The sequence below is a fragment of the Microcoleus sp. B13-B6 genome (genome assembly GCF_036705405.1).
In the GTDB taxonomy this organism is placed as follows: domain Bacteria; phylum Cyanobacteriota; class Cyanobacteriia; order Cyanobacteriales; family Microcoleaceae; genus Microcoleus.
In genome coordinates, this window is the sequence record NZ_JAUBUJ010000020.1 from 67,565 (window position 1) to 89,872 (window position 22,308).

Consider the following 22,308-nt stretch of genomic DNA (forward strand, 5'->3'; position numbering starts at 1 on the left):
TGTTGACGGTTCACTGTTGACGGTTCACTGTTGACGGTTCACTGTTGACGGTTCACTGTTGACGGTTCACTGTTGACGGTTCACTGTTGACTGTTGACTGTTGACGGTTCACTGTTCACTGTTCACTGTTCACTATCTGAGCTGATGCCCATTTCCTAATTCTTTTCGGCCCCATGCCCAATGCCCAACTCCCAATGCCCCATGCCCCATGCCCCATGCCCCATGCCCAATTCCCAATGCCCAACTCCCAACTCCCAATGCCCCATGCCCCATGCCCCATGCGCCATGCCCCATGCCCTATTCCCTATATCTCTATTCCTTCCAGAGTCATAATGACTGCATTCTTCATCAACATATCGCACCTTTCTGCATAAAAAGATGCTGCCTTATCATACTTGTTGACTTGCAAAACGCGCAGAAACATTTGCCTTGCTTGCGCGAATTGCTGCTGGTAGTGAAAAAAAATTCCCTGTTCAAAATAAGTTTGAGTTTGTGCTTTTAGTTCGATCATTGTCGCCGAGTCGCCATCGTAAATTTCAAATACAGCAACAGGTGTTTGTTTTCCTTTTACTTGAACGCGATCGAGAAACCTGCACTTGTAATGTTGAGGATCGTCTATCCGGCAAAGGGTTTGGACGCTAGCTACAATACTAACTCCATAAAGCTTTGTCAATCCTTCCACGCGGGAAGCTAAATTAACGGCATCAGAAATTACCGTACTTTCCATTCGTTCCGCTTCGCCAATCGTACCTAACATTAAAGTCCCCGTATGCAAGCCAATCCCTATCGAAATAGGTTGATAGCCACTGTTTTGCCTGTGTCTGTTATAAATTTTTACTTGCTGCTGCATCTCAATTGCTGCTTGCACAGCATCTTCAGCCCTGTTAGGAAACAAAGCCATAATCCCGTCACCAATGTATTTATCTATAAAACCGTTGTACTGGCGGATAACTGGGCCAACTCGGCTTAAGTAAGAGTTAAGAAATTCAAAGTTTTCTCGGGGAGACATACTTTCTGACAGACTTGTAAATGAGCGAATGTCGGCAAACATAATCGTCATTTCTGCTTGTACAGAGTCTCCTAGTCTCGCATCAACGATGCTTTCTCTTTTGAGAAACTTCAAAAATTCACGGGGTACAAAACGGGCTGAGGCGGCGGCAATTTTTTCTAGTTCGCTTTTGCTGGATTCGATTTGATTCAGGGATCTAAATGCTCTCAGGGCGGTGACTACTGTGGTAAATAATTTTTTGTTAGTAAGTTCTGTTTTGGTTTTGTAATCATTGATATCGTAGCTGACAATTACTACATCTTCTGGTACTTGTCCGGGCTGTCCAGTTCGTAAAATAATTCGCACAATTTGATTATTTAAAATATCGCGGATGTATTTAACTACTTCCAAGCCTGCTTCTTCTGTTTCCATAACTACATCAAGTAAAATCAATGCTATGTCGTAGTTATTTTGGATTATTTCTTTAGCTTCTTTTCCTGAGTAAGCGCTAATAAATGTTATAGTTTTACCTTCAAATTTAAAATCGCTTAATGCTAATTTAGTAATATTATGAATTTCGATTTCATCATCGACAATTAGTATTTTCCAACTTTCTTCTAGCGGTTTTTCTTCCGCCTCGTCTTCCTCGGCAAATATTAATTCATCGTCGCCCGCTGGGATTAATTCGTCATCGCCTGCAGCCAACAGGTTTTTACTAGCTTCTGACATATATCGTTCTCCTATATAAAACTTATATCCATGTTGGCGGTCTAATAACTAACTGCTCATTTTAGCGGGAAATTCAATCATAAATCTTGTCCCTTTATTTAGTTGACTTGTGCAGCTAATTGTGCCTTTTAGTTTTTGAGTAACAAGGTTATAAATAATGTGCAGTCCCAATCCTGTGCCTCCCTGACCTCTTTTGGTCGTAAAAAATGGTTCAAAAATTTTACTGAGATTTTCTGGGTCAATTCCTTTGCCGTTATCGGCATATTCAAATATTAGCCGATCGCCCTCTAGTTTGAAATCAAAAGCCAGAACTCCTTCGTCTTCTCCATCGTAGGCGTGAATTAGGGAATTCAACACCAGATTGGTCACAATTTGACACACTACGCCGGGGTAACTGTCCACTACAATATTTTCATCACACTTAATCTGTATTTTGTGCTTAGTTCTTTTTAGTTTGGCTGTTAAGGATGTCAAAATTTCCTCTAGATAGTTTTTAACATTAAACGTGCGTTTTAACTCGCTCGACTGATCCACAGCTACTTCTTTAAAACTGTGAATCAAGTCGGCCGCCCGCGTGAGGTTGGATAAGATCATATTACTGCTTTGCATGGCGGTATCCAGAAACTTTTCTAACTCGGAACGTTTTATTTGGCCGTTACTGTAAACCTCAAAAAACTTTGTGGCTTTTTCAGCAAGCAGGGAGGCGGCGGTGATGCCGATGCCAATGGGAGTATTGATTTCGTGGGCCACACCTGCAACCAACCCTCCGAGGGCAGCCATTTTTTCCGATTCTACCAGTTTATTTTGAGCCGATTTTAAGTCTGCTAAAGTTTGGGAGAGCTCGGAGGTACGCTGCTGTACTAAATTTTCGAGATTCTGATTGAATTGGTGCAAGTTGGCGTAAAGTTGGGCATTTTCGATGGAGATAGAAATTTGAGAAGACAGCAGTTTTAATATTTCTAACCTGTCTTGGGTAAAAGCGCCTGTAGTCAGATTGTTTTCTAAATATAGAATCCCAGTGAGTTGACCTTGATTAATTAACGGAGTGCAAAGAATTGATTTAGGTTGAACCGCCATTATATAGGGTGTGCGAGTAAATTGTCCTTCGCGGCTGGCATCGTTTAAAACTATACTTTCCTGGGTGCGGGCGACGTAGTTCACAACTGCAACTGCCAGCAAAGTTACTTCTCGATCGTCGGCTACAAAATCTATCGGAATTGATTGCATGACAGCAACGCGATCGACATCTACCGATCCTGATGCTTCAATCACCCATTGACCCTCTTTTTCTAGTATTAAAAACCCTCGTTGCCCCCCGGCATTTTCAATAACGATTTTCATCATTTTAGCCAGCAGTTTGTCTAGAACTATTTCGCCCGCTAAGGTTTGCGATGCTTTCACTGCGGTAGTCAAGTCTAGCACGCCTGCAGCGTCGTTCGTAGTGGAAGAAGCGCTGCTGGTAGATTTGTGAGTTTCAATATTAGTTGAAATCGAGGCGGAAGTTAGCAAGTGCGAGTATTTCGATTCTAAATGCGCTGCTTTGGCTGTTGCTCCCCAGCGCTGATAGCAATAACGCGCTTCTGTCAAGTAAGTTTTAGAATTTTTTTCTCTTCCTATGGATAGATAAAATGCTCCTGCCAATTCTGCTGCTAGTGCTTGTACTTGTATGTATCCATTTTCTTCGGCTCCGTCAATTGCGCGATCGTAATATTCCATTGCTCTCTCAACATTGCCCAAAACGCGCGCTTTTTCTGCCGTAAGTAAGTCGCATTTGTGCTGAAGATTCATGGGCGCCGAAAGCGCTTTTTGTTGCAGTTTTTTCCGGTTACTGACAGCGTAAAAAATATGCTCTTCTTGTTCCTCCTCTGTTGCAGATGGATAGGTGGCTAGGCGGGCTAAAGAATCGTAAAACTGGTATTCAGAAACATTAATAAAGCCTGCAACTCCGTCTAAATATACTTCTGCTTGCGCTGCATTTTCTAGCGCTGTAGCGGTATCTCCAAATAAATAGGCTAGTATTAATTTTTGCAAATAAAAGTGCTGTAGTCCCACCCGATCGTTAGCTTTCAACAGCAGCGACAACAATTTTTCTTCGCTGTATGCTTCCCCTAATACAAGGTGTTGACTTTCCAATTTTCCCATCAATTGCAAAATACTTTGCCGATATATTTGATTCCAAGTCAATACAGTTTCTTGCTTGAGTTGAAACAGCAAATGGTTGTAACTTACCATTCTCCGTTCCAGTTGTGGCAATTCTTGACCTATGAAATACAAAGACTGACAAATATTTACGGCTGAATATCCGACAGATTCTAAATCCCCATTTTCTAGCGCGCTTTGATAGGCCTCCTCTAATAGCGGCAAAGAGTCTTTAACGTGATGCTTGCCGTTCATCAAAATGAATGCTACTAAATTCAGCGTTTTGCTTTTGAATTCTAACGCATTTAATCTATCGCTCAAATTTAAAGCTAATTGACCAAAGCGATCGCCCGATTCAATATCTCTAACTATTCCTTTTAAAATTGCTCCGTAATTAGCATAACCGAAGGCAGAAAAAGTAGAGTTTCCGTAATTAATAGATAAATTAACTTGCTCGCACACAATCAGCGGCAGCAGCACAGGTTCAACTATAAATGTAGCTGAAAACATACTGGAAAGCACGCGCATAGTTGCTAATTTGTGCGGATTGGTCATAATCGGTAAGTTAATTAAATCTTCTATTTTTATTTCTGTTAAATAAGCGGCAGTTTTAGCCAGTGCTTGCTGAATGTGGAGGGGAATCGGCGATTCTGGAAAGTTAATTCCTAACATTTTTAGTGCTTCCCGACCAATTTTTACCGATTCTTGGAGTTGGGTTTGCATCGCACAAGCTATGATTCTAATTTCAAAAACTTTGATTTTGTCTAGTTCATTTTTTGCGTGTTGCAGGACAATTATCGCCCATTTTTCCATTGGTTCAAAGTCGGTATTTAGGTAAGCAGCTTCTGCTGCTGACTCGTAGAGTGCAAGAGTCAAGTCGTAGTCAGTTTGCCAACTTTCGGGGGGAAGCAGTTCAATACCTGTGGTTAAATATTTGAGGGCAAGTTCGTAAGCTGCACTTGCTTTTGCTTTGCGGCCTGCAATTAAATTTAATTGGCATAATTGAAATTGTTCTAATTGACTACTGATGATTTCTTTAGCTGAATTTAGTTGGTTGACGGTATCAAAAATATGTTCTTCTAATTGCTCTGGCGGTGCATTTTTTAGTAAAAAATTGCCTATTTTGAGATGAATTTCTTGTTTGTGATAATCGGATATTAAAGCATAAGCTGCTTGCTGCACTCGCTCATGCAAAAATTTGTAAGTGGCGCTCGAAACATCAGCCACTGGTAGGGAAAATTTATCGGTAAAGTCTCTAGATATTGTGTCTGTTACTTCTGTGCTTGCTGCTAGTGCGATCGGAATTTGGTAGGCGTTATTCACGAGCAAAATTAGACCGGACTGAAGTGCCTCTCCGAGGTCTATTGCTGCGGACGCCAGAGGTTTTTCGGCGATTGTCGAGATAGTTTCTAAATCAAATTTGTTCCCGATACAAGCGGCTAATTTAAGCAGTTCCTGGGTCTTCTTTGAAAGTTTCTGAATGTTATCTATCATTAATTCTACAACATTGTCAGTTATTCCCATTTCTTGTATTTGTTCGATATCCCACTGCCACTCGCCTGTAAGATGGCATTTTTTCACAATTTGCTCTGAGATTGGTTGCGCTAAGCCCGACAGGTTAGGTTCAGCTAGATCGACCAAATTATTCGAGGGTGAAAGTTTAAAGTAAATCAAACTTTTCGAGTAAATAAATTTTATTAATTGAGTTAAAAAGAAGGGATTTCCCGCAGTTTTTCGCCAAAGCAATTCTGCTAAACTTAGGGATTTTTCTGGGGCGCAGTTCAAAGTATCGGCAACAAATTGGTTGACGCTGCTTATATCTAAAGGCGAAAGGGCGATCGCCCTCACAGTACCGCCTGCTTTTTTAATTGCTTCGGCGGTCAGCATTAGGGGATGATTTGCATCTACTTCCTGCTCTCTATAAGCGCCAATTATTAATAAATATTGAGTTCCCAGGTCAGTTGCTAGCAGTTCTATTAACTTGAGAGATGCTGAATCGACCCACTGCAAGTCGTCCAAGAAAATTACTAGGGGGTGTTCTTTTTGAGCAAAGACGCGGATGAAGTTTTGAAATACTAAATTAAAGCGATTTTGAGATTCATTTGCTCCTAAATCTGGGACGGGGGGCTGCGGCCCGACAATCAGTTCTACTTCGGGAATAGCTTCAATAATTACTTGGCAGTTGCCGCCGAGTGCTTTTAAAATTTTTTCTTTCCAAACATGGATTTCTGCGGCATTTTCTGTGAATATTTGTCGCAACAAATCCTGAAAAGCTTGGAGCAAAAAAGCGTAGGGAATATCGCGCTTAAATTGCTCAAATTTGCTGTCAATAAAATACCCGTTTTCCCGCCGACTCGGCTTGTAAACTTCATATACTAACGACGATTTGCCCACACCTGCGGCACCAGAAATCAGCACGATTTCTGTATTGCCCCGCCTCATCCGCTGGAAGATACTGAGAAGCATATTAACTTCTACTTCTCGCCCGTAAAATTTTTGGGAAATTTGCAGGTGACTTGACTGATCTTGCTCGCCGAGGGTTATGTGGGAAATTTCGCCTGTAGTTTGCAGTTGATGGAGACAATTTTCCAAGTCGTACAAAAGTCCGAAAGCACTTTGATACCTGTCTTCGGCTGTTTTTGCTAAGAGTTTTATGACGATATCGGAAACGACTTGAGGAATCTCCTTGGTTCCTAATTGATTGATTCTGCCTTCGATGCTTCTGCTTTGTACTTTTTGCTTTCTGTTTTCCCAAGGAGAAACTGGCGTTTTGGCAATATGGGAGTGTACTAATTCCATAGGATCGATCGCCTGAAAAGGCAATTCGCCACAAAGCATCTCATAAAAGGTGACGCCTAAAGAATAAAAATCGGTGCGGTAGTCGATCGCCCGATTCATGCGTCCCGTTTGTTCAGGAGACATATAGGCGAGAGTGCCTTCGAGTAAATGGGGATGGCTGGGGGCGGGGTTTTCGCCCGGTAGCAGGGAGGCGATCGCAAAATCAGCAATCTTGACATCTCCTGTCTCGATATTGACAATAATATTGCTGGGTTTAATATCCTTATGGATGATGTGGTGTTCGTGGAGTTGCCCAATTGTTTCTGCTAGTTTGATGCCAATATGCAGAAATTGTTGTAACTCTAGCTGGTTGTTGCTGAGAAAGTCTTTTAGGGAAATACCACCAAAATCTTCTAAGACTAAAACAGGGAAGTGATTGTATGTTTCTATTTTGTAAAGCTTGACTATTCCGGGTAAATTCAAATTTTTAAGAATTTCGGATTCGTGCAGCAGTTGGGATATTTGCGCTGGGTTAGGGTATGGCGGCGTGAGAGTTTTGAGGATAACGGGTTTTTGTTCCTCAAGCTGCATCCCTCGATAAATAACTGTGTGAGGGTTTGTATAAAGTTCTCCGTCAATGCGGTATCCCGGAATAGAAATCATGATATAGCAATCCTCGCATCAGTTGTACAAATAGGTAGGGGTAGTGCTAAGAGTGCCTACCCCCCACGGATCGGGGCAACCACGGGGGGTTTGCCCCTACAAAAATTACACAATTCATTTAGAATTGCTATATTTGGGGGTAATTTAAAAGATGCGGTTATACAATTTTAGATTTTAGATTGGGAATGATTGATGACATAAGGGTTTGGCTCTAACCTACAGTTGCATTCTTTTTGCACACAAGTATTATTAAGTAAGTGAAAATACACATCACCTGTCGAGGGCGGTTTTTACGGCAGTAAACTGGCTACTATGATATAGCTTAGCTAAATCCAGCCCTAAAGAGTCCTCCTAGATACTTTTTTTGTCGCTTATTTAGTTATCTATATTATTTTAGTATTCAAAAAATCAGAAGTGGCACTTTGCTATCCCGCCAGTGGCAAAATAAACGGGTGCGTGCAAATCAACAGCTAAAATCTAAAAAAATCATGCAGAATATAACTGCCTCAAATCCAGCTAATGCGACCGATCGCGCTTTGGGCACCGCAGACATTCAATTGCTGGTAGTGGATATAGACGGCACGATCGCAGGTTTGTCAAATGACATCCGAGAACCAGTCAAGCAGGCAATTTTGGCTGCCGAGTCGCGGGGAGTGAAAGTAGCCGTCGCTACGGGCAGGATGTACCGATCAGCTTTGCGTTTTCACCGCGACATCGGCTCAACATTGCCACTGATTTGCTACCAGGGCGCATGGATTCAAGATCACGCTACTCAAAAACGGCTGCGGCACTTGCCGCTGTCGAAACAAACTGCTCTGCAACTGTTAGATTATTTTGAAGAACCGCATTTGCGATCGCTGCTTTCGATCCATTTCTACATTGACGACCAACTTTACGTGCCGGAAATTACCGCAGCTACCCGAATTTATGCAGAACGATCGGGCATTAAACCAATGGTGATTAAAGATTTGCGGCGAGATCTTCCGGGGGAACCGACGAAAGTTTTGGCATTGTGCGAGAATCCGGGGGTACTCGACGGCTTGCTCAGCAGTATGCGGCAGCGCTACACGCCTGCAGAGCTTTATTTGACTCAATCGGTTGCTACTTTTTTTGAAGCTACGCATCCTTTGGCGAATAAGGGAGATGCGGTGCAGTATTTAGCGGAGGAACTTTTGGGTTTGCAGGCGGCGAATGTGATGGCGATCGGCGACAATTTTAATGATGTAGAAATGATTGCCTATGCGGGTGTAGGGGTGGCGATGGGCAATGCTCCTGATGGGGTGAAGGCTGCTGCTGATTGGGTGGCGCCGGATGTGGAGGAAGATGGGGTGGCGGCTGCGATCGAACAATTTGTTTTGGGCGATCGTTGATATTTGCAGCACAAATACCGCAGGGGCGGGTTTAGCGACATTTGGAAAAAATGTATATTAACCCGCCCCGACCCAGCGACAATTTATTCTTATACAACTCTCTAGTTTTGAGTTCTATGCAATCAAATTTTGATGCTCAAAAACCATCCACACTTTCGGATTTTTCGATATCAAATGGAGTCAATTACTTTTTTTGCAAAATCAGAATATTTATTTAACGAACCGCGAAGACGCTAAGAACGCGTTCGGCGAAGCCGTTCCCGTTCCCCGCAGGGGTTCCCGAAGGGTAGGGTAGGAAGAAATGAAGAAAGCGGGGCGGGCTTACAGATATGGGGGATGTGAATTATAGATAATTTAAAACTCTTAAAAACGGGTTTCAACAGAAAAAGCACCGACGACTGGCCGTGTTTCGTCTCGGTGCTTCTTCTGGTTCGCTCCTCACACGTCCATCAATATAGCTGACTCAGTAAATTGTGTCAATACTTTTTCCAAAAATTGTTTTTTGAGTCGGCTGCTGCGGGGGTGTCGGTGCGGAGAAGCGAGGCAAAACTTTTGCACTGCAAGGGTTTGACTCGATCGCTCAATGGTTGCCTCGCTCAGAAAAATTGTACTTCAATTCCAGCAGCCAGTCCAAAATCAGAGCGTTGACTTCACTGGGCCGCTCGTCGTGGGGACAGTGGCCTGTGTTGGGAATGGAAACAAATTTCACTGGTTTATCGTTGGCGGCCAATTGTTGATAAATCTGGCTGCCGGCGATGGGTGTCCAGGGGTCGTCTGCGCCCCAAAGTACCAATAACGGACGATCGACTTTGGGCAGCAATTCTGACGGTTGAGGGCCTGGAGGGGCTGTGAGAATCGAGGCAAACACTTGTTGAGCTCCGGGCTCGCAGGAGGGGGCGTGCAGGAGTTCTACGAGTTCGTCAGTGATGGCTTCGCGGTTCCCGTAGACTTGGCGCAGGGTGTTGCGGATGCGGTGTTTTTGGCGGATGTTGTTGAAGACAAAGGGGCCGATCAGGGGCGATCGAACTAATTTAGTAAAAGTCCCCATCACTACTCGCAGCGGGAAATTCAGTTCGTCGGGCCGATGGTTGAGCCCGCCGGCACAGTTGATTAAGACACCGCCGGCTGATATTTCTGGATGGTTGGCGACTACCATCAAACTCAGCAAAGCGCCGATCGAATTCCCAACAAATACCGCCGGTTCTAGTACCATATCCGCCCAGAAATCACTCAGCAATTCTTCCCACAATTCCAGAGTGTAATCTAGGGCTGGTTTGGCGGAAGCACCGAATCCCAGCAAATCCAGCGCAAATACGCGATAGCCGCCGGCCGCTAGTGGGGGGATATTTTGCCGCCAATGTCCGATCGAAGCCCCAAATCCGTGAATCAAGATCAGAGGGCGGCCGGTTCCTTGGACGGTATATTGGATTTTGTGACCTTTCCAAGTCCAAATTAGCTTTTCAAAACTCGTTGCAGATACTAATTGTTGTGCAGTCACGGCTATTATGTAAAGTTTCGTTAACGACTTTCATCATAGCAGTAGTCAGTAGTCAGTAGTCAGTAGTCAGTAGTCAGTAGTCAGTAGTCAGTAGTCAGTAGTCAGTAGTCAGTTGTCAGTTGTCAGTTGTCAGTTGTCAGTTGTCAGTAGTCAGTTGTCAGTTGTCAGTTGTCAGTAGTCAGTTGTCAGTTGTCAGTTGTCAGTTGTCAGTTGTCAGTTGTCAGTTGTCATGAATTATTGGTTATTGGTTATTGGTTATTGGTTATTGGTTATTGGTTATTTGTTATTGGTTATTTGTTGTAATGCCCAATGCCCCATGCCCCATGCCCCATGCCCCATGCCCCATGCCCCATGCCCCATGCCCCATGCCCGATGCCCCATGCCCAATGCCCCATACCCCATGCCCAATTCCCAATTTTTACTTTTTTCCTAGCAACCAATAAGTCATCATATCCCCCTTACCTTTTACCGGAATCACGCCTCGCATCTCAAACAAATACTTATCTTTCAAAAGCTCATAAGTAACATCAGTAACTTGAATGCTGCCTGCAAAACCCGTAGCTTCCATCCTCGCCGCTACATTCACCGTATCTCCCCATAAATCATAAGTAAACTTGCTCACACCAATCACTCCCGCAACAACTGGCCCGGAATTGATGCCGACGCGAATTGCCAGTTTTTCCCCTGTCTCGGCGCACAACTTTGCTATTTTTGCCTGCATTCCCAGGGCCATTTGGGCGATCGCCTCGGCGTGATCCTGTCTAGGCGTAGGCAACCCCCCGACTACCATGTAAGCATCGCCAATAGTCTTAATTTTCTCCACACCGTACTTTTCAGCTAACTGGTCGAAGTGCGAAAAAATTACGTTCAAGCGCTTTACCAACTCGGTGGGAGACATTCTAGCAGACAACTCAGTAAAGCCAACAATATCAGCAAATAAAACACTTACTTGGGCAAAACTGTCGGCGATCGTGCTTTGCTCTGCCTTCAAGCGTTCTGCGATTGGTTTGGGTAAAATATTTAACAGCAACTTCTCGCTTTGTTCTTGTTGAACTTTGAGCGCTTCTTGCGCTAATTTGCGCTCTGTAATGTCAGAAACAGTACCCTCATAGTAGAGCAGCTCACCTTTTGAATCTCGAACAGCCCGGACATTTTCTGACACCCAAATCCGGCGTCCGTCTTTGCGACATACCATAGATTCAAACCCCGAAACGGCATTTTCAGTATCCATAGCAGCCACAAATTCGAGGCGGCGTTCCGGGTCAACGTACAGTTGCTGAGCAATATTTTTAATCTCCGACATCAGTTCTTCTGGCGAGTCGTAACCGTACAATTTTGCCAAAGCTGGATTAGCGCTGAGATAGCCTCCTGAAGGCGTGCTTTGAAAAATGCCTTCCATAGCATTTTGTACAATGCTGTGATATTTTTCTTGGGCAATACGCAGCAATTCTTCTGCTTGTTTGCGTTGAATTAAAGAACCTAATTGAGTGCCGACGGCATTAAAAACGTCTATAAATCGTGCGTCTTTCCCACCAGACGAAATTTTAAAGAAAACTAGCACTGCCAATACTTCATCGCCTACCAAAATCGGCACGCCAAAACCCGCTTTGAATCCGAGTTCTAGTGCTATCTGACTTCGTAAAAAATTCGGGTAGCCCTGGGAAATATCTTCTACCCATTCCGGTTGCTTGGATGCCCAAACTCGTCCCGGCAGCCCTATATTCATGCCAAATGTCAGTTGTTCGCTTTGCCTGCGGAACACCTCCATCCTCGCGTTGCTGGCATACCAGCCCCGGGCAGATTGCAGCACAGTTCCTTCTGCATCGGGAATCCAAGCTTCTCCTACATCCCATCCGATTGTTTCGCCCACTTGGTGCAGAATTACTTCTAAAGCTGAGTGAAAGTCTACAGCTTCGCCGATCGCCCGCGTAGTTTCCAGCAAAAACCGGATTGATTCTTGGGCCCGCTGGCGTTCTGCGATTTCTTCCTGCAATCTAGAATTGCGATCGTGCAGTTCCCTAGCTTGCAGTTCCAGTTTGGATTGCAGCGAACGAAGGGAAAGTTGGTTTTGAACCCGGGCTAAGACTTCTTCTACTTGAAATGGTTTAGTAATATAATCCACTCCTCCTACTTGAAAAGCTTTAACTTTTTCCAGCACATCATCTAGCGCACTAATAAAAATTACCGGAATATCTTTAGTTTTTTCGCTTAACTTTAACTGCTCACAAACTTCATAACCGTTCATTTGCGGCATATTAATATCTAGTAAAATTAGATGGGGAGGAGATATTTTTGCCGCTTGCAGAGCCAAGTTTCCGTTAATAGCCTTCCTGACATGATACCCGTGAGATGTCAGCATAGTCGATAGAAGTCGCAAGTTATCCGGCATATCGTCAACAATCAGAATGTCTTTAGGAGGCGCTGGTAATGGATGGTCGTTCATCATAATATAATTGAGTTAAGTCGATAATGATATCTATCCGAAAATTATCGACTAAATCTGTTAAAGCGTTAGCGAGATTTGCCTCAGTTTCGGGAATTTCCTGGATCAGTTCGAGGATGCGGTTGTCGTCCACACAAAGTGCTGATCGGTGCAACTCGACCACCCAGTCTGTGGGCATTACACTCAAATCCTCGGTGGTCAAACTTTTAAGCAGCGTGGGTGCTGCCAAAGAAGTAGATAAGTTTTCTTTCTCATAAATATAACGCAGGTTGAGGTGATGCGCTATCTTTTCAAAGAGTACCTCTTCCCGAAACGGTTTACATATCAAATCGTTACAACCCGCAGACCAAATTATTTGCCGCTGCTCGTCAAAAGCACTGGCGGTCAAGGCAATAATTATTGTTTCTTTACCTTCTAGAGTTTTCTTAATCTGTCTTGTCGCTTCATACCCATCCATCACGGGCATCACCATATCCATTAATATCAAGTGCGGCTTCCAAGTTGAATGCAAAGCAATTGCTTCTTGACCGTTAGTTGCTTCCCGGACTTCAAATCCCAGGGGTATCAGGAGCTTAAGCAGCAGTTGGCGATTTTCCGCTACATCTTCAACTATTAATATCCGATAAGTGTCTTGTCCGGCTTCTAAAGCAATAACTTGTTTAATCGGGGATTTTTCTTGTTCATCACTTTGTGTTACTAAGTCAACCCAGATATTAAAGCTGAAAAGAGTGCCTTGACCGAGTTGACTTTCAACCGCAATATCACCCCCCATAATTCGGACAAACTGTTGGCTGATCGGCAACCCCAGACCAGTTCCCTGCATGGAGTTTCGACCACTTTCTGTTTGTACAAATGGCTTAAATAATGTGGAAATTTCCAAGGGAGAAATGCCGGAACCAGTGTCGGCAATTTCAAAATACAATTGGGATTTGTTTTCTTCGGTGGCGTCTTTTTTAGCGTGGCTGCTGACGCGCAAAGTCACGGTTCCCTGCTGAGTAAATTTAATCGCATTGCCGACCAGATTAATTAAAACTTGTCGCAATTTAGCTTCGTCTGTTTGAATGTACTGCGGCAAATCATCTGCGTTTTCAAAAATTAGGTGCAAACCTTTTGAGTTGGCTTTTAGTTGCAGCATTTCTTTGAGACTGTTGAGAAGGTTGTAGAGATTGAAGCGGCTGGGATTGATAGTAATTTGACCTGCTTCTATTTTGGACATTGACAAAACATCATTGATGAGTTCTAGCAAATGTTCGCCACTGCGGTTAATAATTTCTATGTATTCTTTTTGTTCTTCCGTGATAGAACTGTTGCGGGCCATGACTTGGGAAAAACCGAGAATGGCGTTGAGAGGTGTGCGGAGTTCGTGGCTCATGGAAGCTAGAAATTGGCTTTTGGCGCGGTTGGCAACTTCGGCGTTTTCTTTGGATTTAATCAGTTCCATGGACTGCCTTTGAGTGCGGGCGAGCAATTCCGCTTGCTGTAATGCGACTCCTAGCTGAGTACCTACATCAACTGCAACGTTGATTTCTGCTTCACTCCACTGGCGGGGAGCAGAATTTTGATATGATGCTAGTAATCCCCAGAGCTTTTTGCCAGATAAAATTGGTACAATAATGTAGGATTTAGCTTGAAATCTTTCTAGCAATTGGATGTAACAATTGTCGAAACCTTGCTTGTAAATATCTGCGACACAAAGGTAAGTGGTACCTCGGCTGTAGGGGCCGCCTTGGGTTTCTTGCAAATAGGTATCGCGTACTTCTTGTGAGGGGCTATCTAATTCTTTGACGACGCAACGATCGCTGTCTAAAGCGCCTTCAGTAAGGTTAGAATCAAGTTCCTGTGCTTGGATGAAAGAAGCCCAGTTGTGGTCACGGGATTCTGCTACAAATTCGCCACTCCAGTCTGGATTGAAACGGTAAATAGCAACTCGATCGCACTTCATGGTTTGGCGCAATTCTCGGGTTGTGGCGTGAAAAATTTCTCGGATATCTAAAGTTTGCCGCATTCTTTCAATGATGCGGGCGATCGCTCTTTGTCGTAAAGCACTTTCTTGCAGTTCGGTTTCTGCCTGCTTGCGTTCGGTAATATCTACAGCCATTAAAGCAATGCCGATTGCTGTACCGTTATCGTCAATTAGTTGAGTATTGTACCACTCGCAGATGATAATTCTGCCGTCTTTAGTCAGATTTTCGGTAGTGCCGCTGGATTTGGCATTCAAGTCGTGATTGAAAATCTCAGATAATTGCGGGTGGTAGCTTTCCGGTACGATCAAATCGGAGGCGACTCGACCAATCGCTTCTTCCTCACTGTAGCCAAAAATAGCAACGGCTGCGGGATTCCAAGTGATAATTTCTAAATTGAGGTTTAACTCGATAACTGCGATCGGCGTTTGCTGCAATAAAAATGAGATTCTTTGCTGCGATGCTAGCAGTTTTTCTTCGGCTAATTTGCGGTCTGTGATGTCATTAGCAGTGCCGAGAATTTGTTTGGGTTTACCCTCGGCTGTTCTGAGAAATACTGTATCCCAACTGTGCATCCACCGCCATTCACCGTTTTTGTGTTTCATTCGGTATTGACATTCAATGACCTCACCGTCTTGGGCTTGATCCACTTTTTTGACGCTTTCCAAAAACTCTGGCAAATCATCGGGGTTGAGCAGCATTGGCATCATTGCTGTACCCATATCTTGTATTTCTTGGGCGGTATATCCGAGCATCGTAGAAATTTGTCGGTTGCTGTAGACATTCCGCTGTTCAATTACATCGTAAACATACAATAGGTTGGGATTGGAATCGGCGATCGCTTGAATGAAGTGCTGGCTCTCTCTGAGTGCGGATTCTGTTTGTTTGCGAACGCTAATATCTCTGGCTACGATAATCACTGAATCTGGAGTAAGCGGAGAAACTTTAGCGTCGAGGCAAACTTCGCGCTCTCCGACTTTAAAGCTATATTCAACATTGATGGTTTGCTTCGTTTTTAGAGCTTCGTGGATAGCCTTTAATACTAAATCTGCTATAGGTTTCGGCAAGACTTCGTGGGCGGTTTTGTTAATCATTTCGCTTGGAGGTTTCACCAAATTTGTTGATGCTGTCGGGGCGATTTTGATGCAGCGCCCTTCTGCATTTCTCACTAAAACTGTGTCAGTCATGGCGGCAAAAATCGCCCGCAATTCTGTTTCCGATTCTTGCAGAGCTTGCTCGGCGCGGACGCGGGTGCGAATTTCTGCTTGCAGCACTTTATTTTGCCGATCGAGCTGCTGAATTCGGTTTTTTTCTCGTTCGATCAGTTTAGTTTGAGCGATAGCGAGCCCTACTTGAGCCGCCACAGCTTCTAATAAGTCGATTTCCTCCGAAGTCCATTCCCGGTAACGATCGCACTGGTGCAAACAGATAGCACCGTTTGCCCTGCCTTGGTAAGAAGTGCGAATTGCCAGCATCGATTTTAACCCAACCTTCTGGCAAATCGGTTGAACAGCTTCCAACAGAGGGTCTGAATAAACATTGTTGGAGGCGATCGCCATATCTTGTATCATCATTTGTATGACGTGAGGATTGCCCCAAATTGGAACAGGTACGTTCCGAATAGATTCGCACTCCGGTTGTAGATACTCGGCCACCAGAGGAATATCGACTTGGGGAGTAGTAACGTAAGTATGAATCAAACAGCGATTGACGCAGAATGCCAGACCGATTTGAGTTGCAGCTATTTCAAATATTTGTTCGGGCTGCAAGCTGGAGCGAATTTCTTGAGTTATTTTTGCAATCAGCAATTCTCGCTGAACTTGCCGTTCTAAAGCCGCTTTAGCTCCAGCCATTTCTATTTCTGCCTGCTTGCGCTCGGTGATATCAAAAAGTACGCCATACCAAACAATATCGCCATTATCGCGCATTTCTGGCCGAGAATTAGATTGCAGCCATTTGAGTTTACCCGACGGTGTAACAATCCGCCATTCACAGGCAAAAGGTTCTAAACTTTGGGCGCTAGTAGCAATTTGTTTTACCAGATATTCGTGGTCATCTGGATGGTTTTGCTCGAAGCACAAGTCAGAATTTTTTAATATTTCCTCACTCTCTAATTCGTAAATCTCCCGACAAGCATAACTTATATATTCAAATTTAAAACTTCCATCAGGCTGCTTAATAAATTGATAAATAACTCCCGGTATATTGACCGCCAATTTCTGCAACCGCGCTTTGCTTTCCCGGAGTGATTGTTCTGTTCGCTTGCGAAATTCTACCTCTTGTTGCAGTTGGGCATTCTGCTGTTTTAATTGTTTTGATAGCTGTTGTATAGTCAATTGACTTTCGATCCGCACTAAAACTTCTTCCACTTGAAAAGGCTTAGTAATGTAGTCAACACCCCCAACTTCAAAAGCTTTGACTTTATGAAAAGTTTCATCAAAACTGCTCAAAAAAATAACCGGAATTTCCATCATTTTCTCGTTGGATTTCAGTCTAGCACAGACTTCATATCCGTTCATTTTGGGCATGGCAATATCGAGCAAAATCAAGTCAGGGAGAACGGTTAAATTAGCATTAACCGCCATTTCTCCCGAAATCGCCCGCTGAACTTTATACCCTTCTTTCGTCAATATGTTGGATATAAACCGCAGGTTTTGGGGCTGATCGTCAATAATTAAAATGTGAATATTTTCTTTGTCAACTATCATTTTTTGTCGGATCATTGTGAATGTTTTAGTGCTAGCAGCAGATCGATCATTTAATAAATTTAGCGATTCCTGGCGAGCATAATTATTTATTAAATGTTTTCAAAATCAGCAAAAAGAGGATTAATTTTAAATACAGCGTATTCCCGGTTTATGAAGTACATCCCAGAAACCGGGTTTCTTTACAGTTCTCGCATCATTACTGATTCTGTCCAACAAACCCGGTTTCTCCGTACTACATCTAAATGAAATATGCGGTATTAGCCCATCAACTAACGCACCTTCTATTTTTTCAACTTATTGGTTACTTGTCTTAAGTTGCCCACCCCAAATAACCGTATTTAACCACCTTTGAGTGCCCCAACAAATCCCCTTATTTGATGTCCCAATTAAGTTGGCAGAAAAACAATCTTCGCTTACGCACTCCCGACCAAAGCAACCGGGTTTTTTAACTTTGTTCAAGGGCTGTAACCAAGTATTTTTGTACAACCCGGTTGATGCGTCCAGGACTATTTTTTGCTTGACTTTTGCATTAAAAGTCCCAGGAGGATAACGCAAGTTTCTGGACATTTTGCTGCCACATTCAAAGGGTTTTAGCCGAGATACACACCTGGACGTACCGCGAGGCGAAGAAACTGTTTTTTTTACTCTTTTCGCTGCAACAAAGTATGGCTGTGAAAAACCTCGGTTTCGACGCACCCGCCCCTCAGTCTTAAGATATTTATAGGTGACTAAGAGTATAGATCGCTCGCCCCGCACCCAAAGCCTACCATATATAGCGGTTCTCAAGCGTGGTGAGGGGGGCCAGTCCTATGCCTATGCCCTATGCCCTATGCCCTATGCCCTATGCCCTATGCCCTACGCCCTATGCCCTATGCCCGCGTGAGCACCTCATGTTACTGATAAAGGCTATAAACTATTTTCTCGGTCTTTTCTATGCCAGCAATTCCTTAAGTTTAGCAATATTTTCATTGCTCAAGTAAATTTTAATTTCTAGTTCTTGCTCAGATTCCCACAGCAGCAGCAGATTATCTGCCCCCAAGGCGATTTCGGGATTGTTTAATTCAAGTGTTTGATATTTAACTTCGGGAATTCCTACGCGAATTACCAGTTCCGATTCCAACTGAGGATAGATGTACAATTGCTGTTGCAAGTTGTCAAGTTCTAATTTGTCAACAGTGTTGTTACGTTGGACAGGAGAATCGGGTATGTACCAATAGAGAGTTTCCTCCCGAATTTCAGGATTGACTATCACAAATGTTTCGTCAAAACGCTGGGGGTGCCAGTGAATTTCGCTCAGACCGCCGATTTGCGGAATCAGTCGCTCTACCCAGCTAATTTCTTTCCCGTTGAGGTTTCCCCACCACTGACTAATATTATCGAGATTGTCAGCATTTTCGGGGTGGCTGCTGCCGGACTGCCAGACTGTTTTTAGTTGTTGCATATACAAGTTCTCCAGGGAATTTAAATTTGAGATTGCAGGCGTTCAATTGGAGATTCATTCGTTATACAATAATTTTAATGGACTTACCAATTATTTACCACGAAGATTACGTTGCACCTCTGCCACCGGATCACCGCTTCCCGATGGCAAAGTTTCGGATGCTTTACGAGATGCTGCTCGCGGACGGGGTAGCAGATAAATCGCAATTTCACGCTCCCGAACTTCCCCCTCAAGAATGGATTGAATTAGTCCACGACCACTCCTATGTTCAAGCTTACTGCAACGGGACGCTCGATAGCAAAGCGACTCGGCGAATTGGTCTGCCTTGGAGTCGGGCCCTTGCTAATCGCACTTGCACTGCGGTTGCAGGAACTGTACTAACTGCAAAGCTCGCTTTAGACTACGGTTTGGCTTGCAATACTGCGGGCGGAACTCATCACGCCTTCCCAGCTTTTGGGTCGGGTTTTTGTATTTTTAATGATTTGGCGATCGCCTCTCGCGTCTTGCAAAAAAATGGTTTAGTTCGCAAAGTTTTAATTGTCGATTTAGATGTCCACCAAGGAGACGGAACCGCCGTAATTTTCCAAGATGACAGTAGCGTTTTTACTTTCTCCATGCACTGCGAAGTCAATTTTCCCGGCACTAAACAAAATGGCGATTTAGATGTACCTTTGCCTGTCGGTATGGAGGACGACGAGTATTTACAAACCTTGGATAAATTCTTACCAGATTTGCTTTCAAATGTCAAGCCCGATTTAGTTTTGTACGATGCTGGAGTAGACCCTCATCACGGTGACAAACTGGGAAAATTAGCTTTAACTGATACGGGCTTATTTCGCCGGGAAATGCAAGTTTTGATGGCGTGTTTGGCTGGTGGCTATCCCGTTGCCTGCGTGATTGGCGGGGGCTATTCCGATGACGCTAAGGGGTTAGTTTACCGACATTCGCTGCTGCACCGAGCCGCCAGTCAAGCCTACAGGCAGTATCGACTGTGATCCAGAGCGGCGATACTTCGGAAATATGGCGGAAAAAACAGTCTCCCTCACCGAAATAAATAAAAATACTATTAGCGATCGCTCCAGCTTGCCAGATCGGTACAACTTGAGCTAAAAAGTTGTTAAACAAACAACGGTACTTATGTCGAAGGCCAGCGACTCCAATCACCCCTATCCACTGCTGGTTGTCATTGTTAACTACCGAACCTCTAGTTTGACAATAGACTGCTTGCGCTCTCTAGTTAGCGAAGTTCAATCGCTGCCCGGTATGCGAGTTGTAGTTGCCGACAATGCTTCAGGCGATCGCTCCGTCGAAGAAATTAGTAGTGCGATCGCCTCAGAAGGCTGGAATGAATGGGCATCCTTCGTTCCCCTAGACCGCAACGGCGGATTTGCCTTCGGCAACAACGCCCTGATCCGTCCCGCCCTCCAATCCACCAATCCCCCCCCTTACTTCCTGCTGCTCAACCCAGACACCATAGTTCGCCCCGGTGCCCTCAAAGCCCTCGTCGATTTCATGGACACTCATCCCGAAGCCGGCATCGCCGGCAGCCGCTTGGAAGACCCCGACGGCACGCCCCAGGAGTCAGCTTTTCGGTTTCACAACATCTTGACGGAACTCGATTTTGGTTGGCGGACAGGCTTTATATCCAAGTTATTAGCCAACTGGGCCGCAGCGCCTCCCATTTCCCAAGAAACCTGTCAAACTGATTGGGTAGCTGGAGCCAGCATGATCGTCCGTCGCGAAGTATTTGAAAAGATTGGCTTGATGGATGAAGCTTATTTCATGTACTGCGAAGAAATGGACTTTTGTCTGCAAGCGAACAAAGCTGGCTGGAGTTGCTGGTACGTACCCGAAAGTCGCGTGGTGCACTTAGTCGGCCAAAGCTCAGGCGTCACTGACACCAAAAAGCCCGCCAAGCGGCTGCCGACTTATTGGTTTGATTCCCGGCGTAGGTACTTTATCAAAAACTACGGCTTGGTTTACACAGCATTAACTGATGTATCCTGGGCTTCAGGTTTTGCAGCCTGGAGGGTGCGTCGCGTACTTCAAGGCAAACCAGATGGCGATCCACCACAATTGCTGAGGGATTTTGTATTAAATAGTGTATTTTTTAAGGGGGGTAAGATTGAAAAATCCAAAAACTTTTAAAGGGAGTTGGTAAATCGGTAAAAGCCAACTAAACCAGGTTAACCTAGGCAAAGCAAAATATTTGCAGAGGCAGACCAGGAATTAGTATTCTTGAGCGATAAAACCGGGTTGCTTTTTTCTCAAAAACCTGATTAACCAATTAATATCGTGGGCATCTAGCAATACAGTAAACAAGAAATAGTGTGAATTAGAGCTTATGGTAACTGAGCAAAACTTAATCACCAGTGAAAATCAAGTAGAAAACCCCGGCATGGGACTGTGGCAGCAAATTAAAGAAGACTGGATTGCTCATGGTCGAGATTGGACAAAACCGGGATTTCGCGCCGTAGCAGTGCAGCGTTTTGGCGTCTGGAGAATGCAGGTAGAACCGAAATTACTGCGAGCTCCTTTGAGCATTATTTATCGATCGCTCTACCGAAAAGTCCGCAATAGTTACGGGATAGATTTGCCTTACACTGTGAAGCTCGGTCGTCGCGTGGTGATTGAACATCAAAACGCTATTATTATTCACGGATATTGTACGATCGGCGACGACTGCATTATCCGCCAAGGCGTAACTTTGGGAAACCGCTATTTGGACAAACCGCTAGAATCTCCTCAATTGGGCGATCGGGTTAACGTCGGCGCTGGCGCAAAAATCCTCGGAAAAGTAAACTTGGGAGACGACGTAAATATCGGTGCCAATGCTGTAGTTTTATCAGATGTTCCCGCAGGTCAAACTGCCGTTGGTATCCCAGCCAAAATTATCAAATCCCGCCCTGCTGAAAACAATACTTAAATCATTGTCTTCCTTCTGCCTTTTCCTTCTCCTATAACTCTGCGGAGATTCCATCAATCTACCTACTCAAGTTAAAGATGGCTGTTAAGGCAAACTCCACACATAGGCACAATTGTCAACATCATCAAAATATTCCACAAATAATGGTTGAGTCAATCACTAAGCCAATCGTTTCTGCTACAGAAGCAGACTGGAGCCGCGAAAAACCCAGCAACTGGTGGGAACCCAGTCGCCAACTGCTCAAATCTATCCGCAACTATCAAAAGTGGCAGAAGCAGGGTGGAATTGCAGGATATATTTTATGCCGTTGGAACGTTATTCAGTATCGATTTTGGAGCGTGGTAACTGCAACAGACATCCCTTTAAACTGCCAAATACAAGGAGGACTGGTGCTGCCTCATCCTAATGGCATTGTCATTCATCCCAGTGCTTCCATTGGCCCTAACTGTCTGATTCTTCAACAGGTGACAATTGTTGGTGATGTCAAAATCGGCGGTCACGTCGATATCGGTGCAGGAGCGAAAATTATTCGCTCCGTAACGATCGGCGATCATGCTTTGATTGGTGCCAATGCTGTGGTGATTTGTGACGTGCCACCAGGTGCAACCGCTGTGGGAATACCGGCAAAAATAATCGAAAAAAAAACCCAGGGAGTCTGAAAAAT

At 44.3% G+C, this 22,308-nt stretch carries 11 protein-coding genes; 5 read left to right on the forward strand and 6 right to left on the reverse strand.

All coding sequences use genetic code 11. The features are described from left to right. Positions 1–304 precede the first annotated feature (304 nt). Together QUB35_RS11700 and QUB35_RS11705 are read right to left on the reverse strand one after the other, a co-directional pair. Complete coding sequence (locus tag QUB35_RS11700) at positions 305–1,717, reverse strand: adenylate/guanylate cyclase domain-containing protein (RefSeq protein ID WP_333142080.1); 1,413 nt, start codon at positions 1,715–1,717, stop codon at positions 305–307. A 48-nt stretch (positions 1,718–1,765) separates the two neighbouring features. Next, positions 1,766–7,297, reverse strand: coding sequence for an ATP-binding sensor histidine kinase (locus QUB35_RS11705; protein WP_333142081.1), 5,532 nt, complete (start codon positions 7,295–7,297; stop codon positions 1,766–1,768). Between the two features lie 488 nt (positions 7,298–7,785). Here QUB35_RS11705 and QUB35_RS11710 point away from each other — a divergent pair, with 488 nt between their 5' ends. Further along, complete coding sequence (locus QUB35_RS11710; RefSeq protein ID WP_333142082.1) at positions 7,786–8,667, forward strand: Cof-type HAD-IIB family hydrolase; 882 nt, start codon at positions 7,786–7,788, stop codon at positions 8,665–8,667. Positions 8,668–9,247: 580 nt separating this feature from the next. Here the strand turns inward: QUB35_RS11710 and QUB35_RS11715 are convergent. From QUB35_RS11715 to QUB35_RS11730, 4 genes are all read right to left on the reverse strand, one after another. Continuing rightward, entirely contained in the window at positions 9,248–10,165 is a 918-nt protein-coding gene (locus QUB35_RS11715) for an alpha/beta fold hydrolase (protein WP_333142083.1), read from the reverse strand. A 418-nt stretch (positions 10,166–10,583) separates the two neighbouring features. Next, a complete protein-coding gene (locus QUB35_RS11720; RefSeq protein ID WP_333142084.1) occupies positions 10,584–12,611 on the reverse strand; it encodes an adenylate/guanylate cyclase domain-containing protein in 2,028 nt (675 codons plus the stop codon). After that, entirely contained in the window at positions 12,577–17,292 is a 4,716-nt protein-coding gene (locus tag QUB35_RS11725; protein WP_333142085.1) for a PAS domain S-box protein, read from the reverse strand. Before QUB35_RS11725 ends, QUB35_RS11720 begins: the two co-directional genes overlap by 35 nt. Positions 17,293–18,208: 916 nt before the next feature. Beyond that, on the reverse strand, positions 18,209–18,718 hold the full coding sequence (locus QUB35_RS11730) for a hypothetical protein (RefSeq protein WP_333142086.1): 510 nt from the start codon (positions 18,716–18,718) through the stop codon (positions 18,209–18,211). 77 nt (positions 18,719–18,795) lie between these two features. Here QUB35_RS11730 and QUB35_RS11735 point away from each other — a divergent pair, with 77 nt between their 5' ends. The 4 genes from QUB35_RS11735 (at position 18,796) to QUB35_RS11750 (ending at position 22,303) form a co-directional block, all read left to right on the forward strand. Then, a complete protein-coding gene (locus QUB35_RS11735; RefSeq protein WP_333142087.1) occupies positions 18,796–19,713 on the forward strand; it encodes a histone deacetylase in 918 nt (305 codons plus the stop codon). 142 nt (positions 19,714–19,855) lie between these two features. Further along, positions 19,856–20,866, forward strand: a complete 1,011-nt coding sequence (locus tag QUB35_RS11740) for a glycosyltransferase family 2 protein (protein ID WP_333142088.1) — start codon at positions 19,856–19,858, stop codon at positions 20,864–20,866. Between the two features lie 196 nt (positions 20,867–21,062). Beyond that, complete coding sequence (locus tag QUB35_RS11745; RefSeq protein WP_333142089.1) at positions 21,063–21,644, forward strand: serine acetyltransferase; 582 nt, start codon at positions 21,063–21,065, stop codon at positions 21,642–21,644. Between the two features lie 143 nt (positions 21,645–21,787). Next, positions 21,788–22,303 (forward strand): serine acetyltransferase, encoded by a 516-nt coding sequence (locus QUB35_RS11750; RefSeq protein ID WP_333142090.1) that lies wholly within the window; start codon positions 21,788–21,790, stop codon positions 22,301–22,303. Positions 22,304–22,308 lie beyond the last annotated feature (5 nt).